The organism is Bradyrhizobium sp. BLXBL-03, from assembly GCF_051853015.1.
GTDB lineage: Bacteria > Pseudomonadota > Alphaproteobacteria > Rhizobiales > Xanthobacteraceae > Bradyrhizobium > Bradyrhizobium manausense.
Map to the genome: position 1 here is coordinate 2,465,928 of NZ_CP182470.1, position 10,971 is coordinate 2,476,898.

The following is a 10,971-nucleotide window of genomic DNA, read 5'->3' on the forward strand; positions in this document are numbered from 1 at the left end:
CTGAAGCGCGGTCAATCGGCGGTGAGGCGATGAAGTGGTTCGCGAGGCAGAAGCGGGCGGACATCTGGGACGAAGCGATCGAATCGCCGCTCGGCGACATCGAAGCTGCCGCGCGCATCCGCGCCATCTGCGACGCCGCGGCCCAGACCGCCATCGCCGCTGCGCGAAACGACAAGAGCGAGAATGCTCGTTATGAGCGCGCGGCGAAGGCGGCAATGGAGATCGCCATGAAGATCTCCGACGGCCTGATGCGCGACGACGCCGTGCATCGGATCGTCAATCTGTGCATGACGGCGAACGATCTCAAGACCGCGCAGATCCTGTTCCGCGCGATCCACACCAGCTGGATCCGCGAGACGGCGCAGCGGGATCATCCCACCTTGGTGCAGTGATTATTTCGCCAGCTTGTGCACGGCCTCATCCACGCTGTGGAAGACGTGCTCCTTCGGCAGGGCACCGTACAATTCGAAGCGCTCGAACGCCTCCTGCGCGCGCAGCGATTCCAGCCGTGCCACCGCGACCGTGACGCCTTGCGCGTTGCACACCTTGAAGACGTCGAGCAGGATCTGCGCCGCAGTAAAGTCGATCTCGACCATGCCGCTCGCCTCCAGCACCAGCAATTGCGGTGCCGACGTGCCCAAAACCTTGGTCACGTCGCTGCGGAAGCCCGGGGCGTTGAGAAAGGACAGCGGCGCCTGGAGCCCGATCACGGCGACACCCGCGACACGCTCGCCGGTGATGTGCGGATGCGCCGGCCACCAGATCGTGGTGCCCGGCACGCGTTCGAACTCCACCAATCTCGCGCGCGTCGTGCTCCAGATGCCGTGCAGCAGCGACAGCACGATGCCGAGAAAGGCGCCCTGCTGGATCGGCAGCACGATGATCAGCGCGGCGGTGGCCACGATCAGCAGGAACTCGCTGAACGACTGGCGATAGATCGTCACGATCTGTTGCACGCGGATGATCCGCAGCGCCACAAACAGCAGGATGCCGCCAAGCGCAGCGTCCGGAACGTGTCGCAACAATCCGGTGCCGAATGCGAGCAGCGCCAGCACGATCGCCGCCGCGGCAAGGCCTGCGAGCTGCGATTGTCCGCCGGTTTCGGCCACGATGCCGGTGCGCGGCGGGCTGGCATTGACCGGAAACGCGCCGAACAGGCCTGACAGCACGCTGCCGGCGCCTGCGCCAAGAAAGTCGCGATCAACATCGGCGGGCTTATCGGGATCGGACGGAAACGACCGCGTCGTCGCCGCCGTCTGCACCATCACAACAACTGTGATGACGAAGGCGAGCGGCACGAGACGTACCCACAGTTCCGGTGCGAGGTCGGGCAAGGTCGGCCGTGGCAGCGTGCCCGGCACTGTGCCGACCACGTTGACGCCCTTGCTCTCGAGATCGAGCGCGACGGTGGCCAGCGTCGCGCCGACGAGGCCGATCAGCGCGCCGGGAATTTTTGCGCTGACGTTCTCGGAGATGAAGACCACGGCGAGCACGCCGAGGCCGATGCACAACGTGATGGGATTGGTGCGCCCGATCTCGCTCGCGAGCACACCGATGCGGTCGAGCGTCGGACCACCAGGCGAGTCCAGTCCGAGCACGCCAGGCAATTGCGACACGATGATGTGGACGGAGATGCCGGCGAGGAAGCCGACCATGACAGGCATCGACAAGAGATTGGCGATGCCGCCGAGCCGGAACGCACCGCCGGCGAGCATCATCGCGCCGACCATCAAGGCCAGCGCGATGGCAAGGACCTGATATTCAGGTGAACCTGTCGTGGCGAGCGCCGCGAGCCCGCCGGCAAAAATCGGCGTGATCGTGGAATCGGCACCGCAGGACAGGAAGCGATTGCCGCCGAGCAGCGCAAATCCGAGCGAGCCGGCCATGAAGGCGAAGAAGCCGATCTGCGGCGCAAAGCCGCCGAGCCGCGCGGTCGCCATCTGCTCGGGGATGGCGATCGCCGCGAGCGTCAGTCCCGCCATGAGATCGCCGGGCAGGGCATAGGACGCGAGCGATCGAAACAGCGGCCATGAGCTTCTGGCGTGAGGGTCTTGCGGCATCGATGTGGTGTCCCGGGAAAGGCCTGAGTCGGCCGGTGAGACTACAGCATTTCCGCAAGGGGCAGGCCACGGCCTCTCCGTCGTCATTGCGGGCGCAGCGAAGCAATCCAGAATTCCTCCGCGGAAAGACTCTGGATTGCTTCGCTGCGCTCGCAATGACGGAGGGCGAGTTTGCCCTCCGCTTCGCGATCAATAGCCTCAGTATCTGTTGCTGCGACCGTAGTCGCCGTGTCCCATCTCGCCGCCACCGCGGCCGCCGCCCATGCCCATTCCCATGCCAATCCCGACACCGATGCCGATGCCTTGCATGATGGCGGCGGGTGGCGGGCCTTGTTGAGGTGGCGCGCGCTCGACGACTTCATCAGTCGGCGGCTTGCGCTTCGGCGGTGTGTCGGCGACCTTGCGCTTTGAGGGCGGCGGCGTGTCGTCGACGCGCTTCTTGATGATGGGCGCAACCGTCGGGTTGATCGGCGTCGATGCCGGCGGGGTCGGTGCCGAGCATGGGCAGGTCGGCGCCATCGCGACGGCGACCGGGACCGCAGCGGCGGCAACCGGTAAGGCATAGTTGCGGTTCTGCACGCGGAGCAGGAGCCGCCGCGCGGTTGCGGCGAGATCGCTGTTGTCCCAGTTCGCCAGATAAGCCTCATAGGATGCACGGGTGTTGATCGCCACGGCGCGGTCCCACGCCAGCATCTGACGCCGGCGCTCCATGACGGTGCGCAAGCGCGGCGTGCGGACATCCTGCGCGTACAGTTCGATATAGGCCTGATAGGCTTCCACCGTGTCGTCGGCGATCACGAGATCATAGGCGACCTTGGCATCCTTACCCTGCAAATCCTTGCGCCAGTCAGCGACGCTGCGCGAGGCACTGGCGAGCGCCATCGAATTTGCGCCCGGCGCAGGCGGCTGGCCGCTGCTCTCGCCGAAGAACTTGAAGTCGGTCGTCAGCGACGAGCTTTCCCAGGGAATCTGGCGCCCGTCGGTCGACTGCGCCACCGCGATGCGGATGCGCTTGAACACTTCCTCGATCGGAATGTTCGGCTGCTTGGCGACGGTCAGGGCGGCCGTGGTGTAGGGACTGTCGGTGCCATCGCCGTCCTCGGCCTCGGCGCCGGGCGAAGTCGAGTACGAAATGAACGAGCCGGGTGCGCCGGCCTTGGTGTCGACGATCGCGAGCCCGTGGCCGGCACCCGAGAGCGCCGGGAACGGGTTGTTGCGGCAGGCATCGAGCATGAAGATGCGCGCCCGCGTCGGCAGCGCGCCGAGCGTGTTGAGCAGGTCGTTCAGCCGCACGCCCTGCAGCGGAATGTCCGCCTCGCGCTTGGGGTCGAGATCGACAGGCACGAGATAGTTCTCGCCGTCGATCTGCAGGCCGTGCCCGGCATAGAACACCAGCGCGACGGTGTCGGCGCCGGCGGCACTGACCTTGCCGGCGAAATCCGAGATCGCCTGGCGCATCTCGTTCTGCGCGAGGTTCGGTGCTGCCGTGACGGTGAAGCCGGCATTGCCGAGCAGCTCGGCCATGCCCTTGGCATCATTGGCGGCGTTGGGCAGCTCCGGCACCGTGCGATAGGCGGACTGGCCGATCACCAATGCAAGCCGGGCTTCGGCCGCAGCGTCCGTCGGCGTCATCAACTGGGTAAGCGCAAGGAGACCGGAGGCAAGGATCAAATTGCAAAGGACTGGACGGCGCATGGGGTCACCTCCACTGGCAATGGGTGCAAGAATGTCACCTTTTCTAATCGTCCGCCATTGCTGCGTCTGTGCGCTGGCTCACGTTGCAACGAGCGGCGATTGGGCAGGGCGTATGCCGGAGCCGACGTGTTGCACCGTGCAGCGTCAGAACAGGCCGTGGTCCCACGGCGGGTCCGGCGCAAAGCGCGCGGCGAGGAAATCGATGAAGGCGCGCACCTTTGCCGGCGGACGACGGTCGGGCAGGTAGACCGCATGCACGGCAGATGACTGCACCTCCGGCTGGTCGAGCGGAAGCGCGACCAGCGTGCCGGCGCGCAAATCGTCGGCGACGATGAAGGTCGGCTGCCGCGCAAGGCCAAGGCCGGCCAGCGTCGCCGCGCGTAGCGCATCGCCATTGTTGGCGCGCAGATTGCCGGAGACCTGAACGCGGATCTCGCCCTCCGCGCCGAACAGCCATTCCGCGGCGCTTGCCTGTTGCGACAGCGTGTAGCCGAGGCAATTATGCCCGGCGAGATCGGCGACGCTGCGCGGCGTGCCGTGCTTGGCGAGATAGGAAGGGGCCGCGCAGACCACCAGGCGGTTCGGCGCGAGCTTGCGCGCCACCATGCTGGAGTCGCGCAATGTGCCGATTCGGATCGCGAGGTCCCAACCCTCCTCGGCGAGATCGACCAGGCGATCGTTGAGGCCGAGCTCGATCGTGACCTCGGGGTGACGCTCCGAGAAGTCGGCAATCAGCGGGGCGATCTGGCGTGTGCCGAACACGACGGGCACATTGACCCGCAGCGAGCCGCGCGGCTCGACGCGCTCGCGCGCGACCGCGGCGTCGGCCGTCTCCATGTCGGCGAGGATTCGTTCGGAGGATTCCAGATAGAGCCGGCCGGCCTCGGTGATCGACAGCCGCCGCGTGGTGCGGTGAAACAGCTTGATGCCGAGCCGCGCCTCCAGCGAGGCGACATGCTTGGTCACCATGGTCTGCGACAGGCCCATCGCCCGGGCCGCGCCCGACAGGCTGCCGCTCGCCGCGACCTTGGCGAAGACTTCCAGGCTGGTCAGGCGGTCGAGCACCTATTTCACTCTGTTAGTGTGAAGTATATTTCTAAAATAGCAGATTATCATTGTTCTGAGAATAGATCATAGATTGCCCAACAATGGAGACCGCCATGATCGATTCCCGTACCGCCCCCTACGCCGCGCTGGTGCTGCGTGTGACCCTGGGCGCGCTGTTCCTGGCCCATGCCAGCCTGAAACTGTTCGTTTTCACCCCCGCCGGCACCGCAAAGTTCTTCGGCAGCCTCGGCTTCCCGCCGGAACTCGCCTACCTGGTCATGACTGTAGAGGTTCTCAGCGGCATTGCCCTGATCCTCGGCGTCTGGACCCGTTATGCGGCGCTGGCAGGCATTCCCGTCCTGCTTGGTGCGATCTTCACCGTGCATGGCGCGGCCGGTTTCTTCTTCACCAACCCGAAGGGCGGCTGGGAATTTCCCGCCTTCTGGGCGATCGCGCTGGCTGCGCAGGCGCTGCTTGGCGACGGCGCCTTCGCGCTGCGGCCCTCGCGTGATGTCGAGGCGGCGAACGGACAGTTGAGCGTCGCGCCGTCGCGCTGATCTCATCGATCGCGGAAAATGACAGAGCTGCGGGATCCCGGTCCCGCAGCTTTTTGCTGCGTGCCCATCAATCTGCGTTCGGCATCGATCCATACCTGAATTGGATCGATCTGCGGCAATCTTGCATGGAAGCCGCTTGGCCGCGATGCGGCATGATCGAAAACATCGGCAAATATAGGCATTGCGCTGCAATCCGTGCCGGCGCCCCTGCCGCTCGCGCGCGCATCGCGCTCCGTGGCACGCCTTGCCTGCCCCGTCGCTTTGGCCCTACTCTCCGCGCAACAGGCCGTGGCAACGACCGCGGCCGGCAAACAAAAAATATTGGGGAGAAACACCATGACCATCGTGCCCGTCAGCCGTCGCACGTTCATCAAGTCGTCGACGGCGCTGACCGCCGGCCTTGTGCTCTCTCCTGCCATCATCGGCCGCGCAGAAGCTGCGACGCTGAAGCTGAAATGCTCGTCCTCGCTGCCGAACGATCCCAAATTCGCCAACGGCCGCGTCTACTACGACAACCTCGTGAAGCAGATTAAGGCCAACGGTCTTGGCGAGCAGGTCGAGGTCGCCTTCTTCCCCGACAACCAGCTCGGTCAGGAGATCGACGTCATCAATTCGGTGAAGCTCGGCGTCATCGACCTCATGATCTCGGGCTCGTCGATCTCGGCCAATCTGGTGCCGCTGGTCGGGACCTACGATCTCGGCTTCCTGTTCTCGAGCTTCCCGCAGCAGACCAAGGCGTTCGATGCCGGCGCCGCCAAGCCGATCGAGGACGCGCTGCTCAAGGGCAGCAACATCCGTATCATCGCCTGGGCCTATAATTTCGGCTCGCGCAGCGTGCTCGCCAAGAAGCCGGTGAAGACGCCTGAGGATCTCGCCGGCCTCAAGATCCGCACCCTGCCCAATCCCGTCATCACCGAATGCCTGCGGCTGATGGGCGCCGCCGCGACGCCGCTGGCGTTCGGCGAGATCTACACGGCGCTGCAGGCCGGCGTGCTCGACGGTCTCGAGCACGATCCGCCGACCATCCTCGCCAGCAAGTTCTTCGAAACTGCGAAATTCTATGCGCTGACGCAGCACAATTTCTCGCCGCTCGCGGTCTATTTCAGCGACGTGACGTTCAACCGCATGGATCCGAAGCTGCGCGAGGGCTTCCTGGACGCCGCCAAGAAGGCCGCGGTCGACACGCGGGCCCACGGGCTTGCGGTCGAGAAAGAGGCGCTGACGGCCCTGACCGAGAAGGGCGTGACGGTGGCCGAATGCGACCGCGAGGCCTTCAAGAAGCGTGTCGCGCCGCAGATCGAAAACTTCATCAAGGCGCGGCCGGAGTCCAAGCCCGTCATCGACATCATTCGTTCGACCCAAGCCTGAGATGGTGATGGCAGACGCCGTATCGCTCCCGGGCGGCCGCCACGGGAGCATCGCCCTCCTGCTTCGCCTCAGCGACGCGATCGCGGCCGTCTTGCTGGCCGCCGATCTCGCGGTCGTCTGCGGCTCGGTGCTGCTGCGCTTCTTTTTCAACGCGCCGGTCGAATGGTCCGATGATGTCGCGCGCGGATTGATGGTTGGATCTGCCTTCTTCGGCGCGGCCAGCGCGCTGGCGCGCGGCGAGAATGTCGGCGTGTCCTTCTTCCGCGATCTGTTGCCGGGACGGCTGCGCACGCTGGTCGATGCGGCAAGCAGCCTGCTCGTCGTGCTGATCTCCGGCTATGTCGCCTACAACGCGATCAAGCTGGGCTCGCTGACCTCAGGCCAGACCACCGGCTCGGGTCTGCCACTTGAGCTCACCTTCTATCCGATGGGGATCGGCGCGCTGTTCATGACGGTGTTCGCGATCGATCATCTCTGCGCGCGGCCGCTCCCGGACATTGTCAGGGGGCTTGTTGCAGTCGCCGTCGTCACCGGCCTCTATCTCGCCTGGGATTATCTGTCGCCGTCCTCGGTGCCGTCGGCGGGCACCTTGATGCTGATCGGCTTCTTCGCCACGCTGTTCGGCGGCCTGCCGATCGGCTTTGCGCTGGCGCTGGCCGCTCTGATCTTCATCTGGGTCGAGGGCGCGTTGCCCGGCGTCATCTTCGCCCAGCAGATGGCGCGCGGCATCGATAATTTCGTGCTGCTGGCGATCCCGTTCTTCATCCTGGTCGGCTACCTCATGGAAGCCAACGGCATGTCGGTGCGCCTGATCGAGCTGTTGCAGCGCGCGGTCGGCCGCATGCGCGGCGGCCTGAACGTCGTGATGGTCGCCTCGATGGTGCTGTTCTCCGGCATCTCGGGCTCGAAGATGGCCGACGTCGCCGCCGTCGGCTCCGTGCTGATCCCGGCCGCGCGCCGCTCCAAGCAGAATCCGGGCAGCGCGGTCGCCTTGCTCGCGGCGTCCGCGGTGATGGCGGAGACCATCCCACCCTGCATCAACCTGATCATCTTGGGCTTTGTCGCAAACCTCTCGATCGGCGGCCTGTTCATGGCAGGCCTGCTGCCCGCGGCGCTGATGGCGGCGGTGCTGATCGCCTTCTCCATCGTCTTCGGCAAGACGCCTGATGCCGCCGAGGAGGTCGAGCCGCAGATGGCGGTTTCAGGCCTGTGGAGCGGCGCGATCGCCTCGTTCGGCCTGATCTTCATGATCTTCTTCGGTTTCAAGAGCGGCTTTGCCACCGCGACCGAGATCTCCGCCTTTGCCGTGGCCTATGCGCTCGTCGTCGGCAGCGTCGTGTTCCGCGAGCTCAGCTTCAGATCGGCCGCGCACAGCTTCGTGCAGGCGGCGACGCGCGCCGGTCTGGTGCTGTTCATCGTCGCCGCTGCGCAGTCGCTGGCCTTCACGCTGACCTTGCAGCAGGTGCCGCATGCGGTCGGCGATTTCATGCTGGGCCTGTCCAAGACGTCGGGTGTTTGGCTGTTCATCCTGCTCGCGATCGCCGTGCTGATCGTGATGGGCTCGGTGCTGGAAGGGGCGGCCGCGCTGATCATCTTCGGCCCGCTGCTGTTGCCGGTGGCGGTGCAGCTCGGCATCGATCCCCTGCATTTCGGCGTGGTGCTGGTGATTGCGATGGGCGTCGGCCTGTTCGCGCCGCCGCTCGGGCTCGGGCTCTACGGCGCCTGCCTGATCGGCAACGTGCCGATCGAGCAGACGGTGAAGCCGATCCTGGGTTATCTCGGCCTGTTGTTCCTCTGCCTGCTCGTCATCGCCTTCGTGCCGTGGCTGAGCACCGCCCTGCCGCGCGCGTTCGGCTACTAAGGGAGTGCTGCCGTGAAAGTCCTGCTGGCCCATACGCCGGAGATGCGCCGCAATTACTATGGCGATCGCAGCCTGAACGGCTTGCGCGCCATCGCCGAGGTGATCCTGCACGAGGGCGACCAGGCGCTCGATTCTCCAGGCCTCGTCAGTGCGGCCAAGGACGCCGACATCATCGTCGCCGATCGCATGACCGAAGGTCGCGGCGAGATTTTTGCGCAATTGCCGCGCCTGCGTGCCTTTGTCCGCTGTGCCGTCGATATCAGGAACGTCGATGTCGAGGCGGCCTCGCAAGCCGGTGTGCTGGTGACACGGGCCGGTCCCGGCTTCGTGCAGGCGGTCGCCGAGCTCGCGGTCGGCTTCATGGTCGATTTGTCGCGCGGCGTGTCGGGAGCGACGGCCGACTACCACGCCGGCCGCAAGCCGGAGGCGCGGATGGGCCGCCAGCTGGCCGGCAGCACCATCGGCATCATCGGCTATGGCAGCATCGGGCGCTACCTCGCCGAGATCGCAAAAGTGCTGCGTATGCAGGTGCTGGTGGCCGATCCCTTCGCCGATGTCAACGACAGCGCGATCCGGCATGTCGCGCTCGACGAGCTGCTCGCGGCATCGGACTTTGTCGTCTGCCTCGCCATCGCCAACGAGCAGACCGAGAAGCTGATCGGCGAGGCGGCGCTGGCGCGCATGCAGAAGCACGCATTCTTCATCAACCTCTCGCGCGGCAATCTGGTCGACGAGGCGGCGCTCGCCAAGGCGCTGCTGGAGAACCGCATTGCCGGCGCGGCAATGGATGTCGGCCGTGCACCCGACCAGATGCCGACGCCCGAGCTGGCAAGGCTGCCGAACGTCATCGCCACGCCGCATGTCGGCGGCCTGACGCCGCAGGCGATCGAATATCAGTCGCTGGAGACGGTGCGGCAGGTCGAGGCCATCATCAAGGGCGAGGCGCCGCAGGGTGCCGTCAACGCCGAGCGCTGGACGCGCAGGCGGTGAACTGCCCTAAAGCCTATCGACCGCCTTGAAGGTCCCGTCCTTCTGGATCACCGTCAAGAACACCTTCGGTGGCGTGTCGATGGCGCGGGAGCCGACGGTGATGACGCTGCCGCTGATGTCGAAGCGGCCGACGTCGTTGATGATCCGCATCAGCTCCGCCCGCGTCGGGTTCGGTCCGAGATGTCTTAGGACCGCGGCGACAAAGCGGCCGGCGAGATAGCCTTCGAGCGAAACGAAGTCCGGGGTCAGCGCCGGGTCGAGTACCTTCTGTGCGGCCTGGTAGTCGGCCACGAGCTTGAGCGAGCGATCCCACGGAAATGGCACGACCTGCGAGACGATGACGCCTTCGCCCTCGGGACCGAGCTCCTTGGCAAGCGCGGTGGCGCCGACGAAGGAGATGTTGACGAATGTCGGCGAAAGGCCGCTGCGGTGCGCCAGCTTGATGAATTCGGCGCAAGGACCGTAGGTCCCGACCATGACGATCGCCTCGGGCTCGGCGCGCTTGATCACCCGCCAGGCCGCGCCGACGGCGCGGGTGTTGCGCTCGAAGGTGCCTTCGGCGGCGAGCTCGAGGCCGCGCCGGGCCAGCGCGTTCTTCACGCCGGCAAGGCCGTCACGGCCGAAGGAATCGTCCTGGTAGAAGATGCCGATGCGGGTGAACTTGCGGTCCTCGGTGAGGTGCTTGATCCAGGCCTCGGCCTCCGCGCCATAGCTCGCGCGGATGTTGACGACGTTCGGAAGCTTGAGGTCGCGCAGAAATTCGGCGCCGGTGAACGGTGCTATGAAGGGAATGTTCCGGGCTCTGGTGATCGGAATCGTCGCCATCGCCGTCGGCGTGCCAACCCCGCCGATCAGCGCGAACACCTTGTCGTCCTCGATCAGCCGCAGCGTCTGCGCCACCGAACGGTCGGGATCGTAGCCGTCGTCGCGGCTGATCAGCTGCAGCTTGCGGCCATGGATGCCGCCAGTTGCGTTGATCTCGGTGAATGCTGCGACGATGCCTTGCCGCATGCGCTGACCGAGCAAAGCTGAGGGGCCTGCGAACGCAGCCGTCTGGCCGAACAGGATCGTGTCGGCGCCGACGCCGACCTCCCCGCCGCTTGCAGCACACGTGGCTGCGGCGAGCAGTGCGAAGCTCAGCACGATGCGTGTCGCTGATCGAAACAGGTTCATCAGGAAGTGTTGCCGGATGCTGGAGAAAGCGCGCCAAGCATAGTCGCGCGGCCTGAATAGCTCGCTAACCGGCTCTGGACCGGCAGCTCCGTAATACTCCGGGTAAAACCGGCAAGTTGCGCCGATGCAGGCGGTTCAGGGGCGCACTTCGTTAACTAAGCCGTGCAATGCGGCAAGGCCTGGTTCCGAAATTGTGCAGTTCTTAACCGCGGTCCTTGTC

General features: G+C 65.6%; 10 protein-coding genes. 5 read left to right on the forward strand and 5 right to left on the reverse strand.

Features of this window, described 5'->3' with window-relative positions; translation table 11 throughout:
- Positions 1 to 29 precede the first annotated feature (29 nt).
- Positions 30 to 392, forward strand: coding sequence for a hypothetical protein (locus ACNJX9_RS11720; protein ID WP_439408895.1), 363 nt, complete (start codon positions 30 to 32; stop codon positions 390 to 392).
- Here ACNJX9_RS11720 and ACNJX9_RS11725 read toward each other — a convergent pair whose 3' ends face one another.
- The 3 genes from ACNJX9_RS11725 to ACNJX9_RS11735 form a co-directional block, all read right to left on the reverse strand.
- On the reverse strand, positions 393 to 2,060 hold the full coding sequence (locus ACNJX9_RS11725; RefSeq protein WP_439408897.1) for a SulP family inorganic anion transporter: 1,668 nt from the start codon (positions 2,058 to 2,060) through the stop codon (positions 393 to 395).
- 198 nt (positions 2,061 to 2,258) lie between these two features.
- Positions 2,259 to 3,755: a caspase family protein gene (locus ACNJX9_RS11730; RefSeq protein ID WP_057747203.1), complete on the reverse strand. Its 1,497-nt coding sequence runs from the start codon at positions 3,753 to 3,755 to the stop codon at positions 2,259 to 2,261.
- Positions 3,756 to 3,899: 144 nt separating this feature from the next.
- Positions 3,900 to 4,820: a LysR family transcriptional regulator gene (locus tag ACNJX9_RS11735; RefSeq protein WP_439408898.1), complete on the reverse strand. Its 921-nt coding sequence runs from the start codon at positions 4,818 to 4,820 to the stop codon at positions 3,900 to 3,902.
- A 95-nt stretch (positions 4,821 to 4,915) separates the two neighbouring features.
- Here ACNJX9_RS11735 and ACNJX9_RS11740 point away from each other — a divergent pair, with 95 nt between their 5' ends.
- Positions 4,916 to 5,359, forward strand: a complete 444-nt coding sequence (locus ACNJX9_RS11740) for a DoxX family protein (protein WP_057747272.1) — start codon at positions 4,916 to 4,918, stop codon at positions 5,357 to 5,359.
- A gap of 2 nt (positions 5,360 to 5,361) precedes the next feature.
- Here ACNJX9_RS11740 and ACNJX9_RS11745 read toward each other — a convergent pair whose 3' ends face one another.
- Positions 5,362 to 5,541 carry a hypothetical protein gene (locus tag ACNJX9_RS11745; protein ID WP_439408900.1) on the reverse strand — a complete coding sequence of 60 codons (180 nt, stop codon included), beginning with the start codon at positions 5,539 to 5,541 and terminating at the stop codon, positions 5,362 to 5,364.
- A gap of 154 nt (positions 5,542 to 5,695) precedes the next feature.
- Between ACNJX9_RS11745 and ACNJX9_RS11750 the strand changes: the two genes are divergently transcribed.
- Genes ACNJX9_RS11750 through ACNJX9_RS11760 form a run of 3 tightly spaced genes read left to right on the forward strand, consistent with a single transcriptional unit; the run spans position 5,696 to position 9,578 of the window.
- Entirely contained in the window at positions 5,696 to 6,727 is a 1,032-nt protein-coding gene (locus tag ACNJX9_RS11750; protein WP_057747209.1) for a TRAP transporter substrate-binding protein, read from the forward strand.
- A 7-nt stretch (positions 6,728 to 6,734) separates the two neighbouring features.
- On the forward strand, positions 6,735 to 8,588 hold the full coding sequence (locus tag ACNJX9_RS11755; RefSeq protein ID WP_057747273.1) for a TRAP transporter large permease: 1,854 nt from the start codon (positions 6,735 to 6,737) through the stop codon (positions 8,586 to 8,588).
- A gap of 12 nt (positions 8,589 to 8,600) precedes the next feature.
- A complete protein-coding gene (locus tag ACNJX9_RS11760) occupies positions 8,601 to 9,578 on the forward strand; it encodes a hydroxyacid dehydrogenase (RefSeq protein ID WP_439408902.1) in 978 nt (325 codons plus the stop codon).
- A gap of 6 nt (positions 9,579 to 9,584) precedes the next feature.
- Here the strand turns inward: ACNJX9_RS11760 and ACNJX9_RS11765 are convergent, their stop codons facing one another.
- Positions 9,585 to 10,751, reverse strand: a complete 1,167-nt coding sequence (locus ACNJX9_RS11765) for an ABC transporter substrate-binding protein (protein WP_439408904.1) — start codon at positions 10,749 to 10,751, stop codon at positions 9,585 to 9,587.
- Between the last annotated feature and the right edge of the window lie 220 nt (positions 10,752 to 10,971).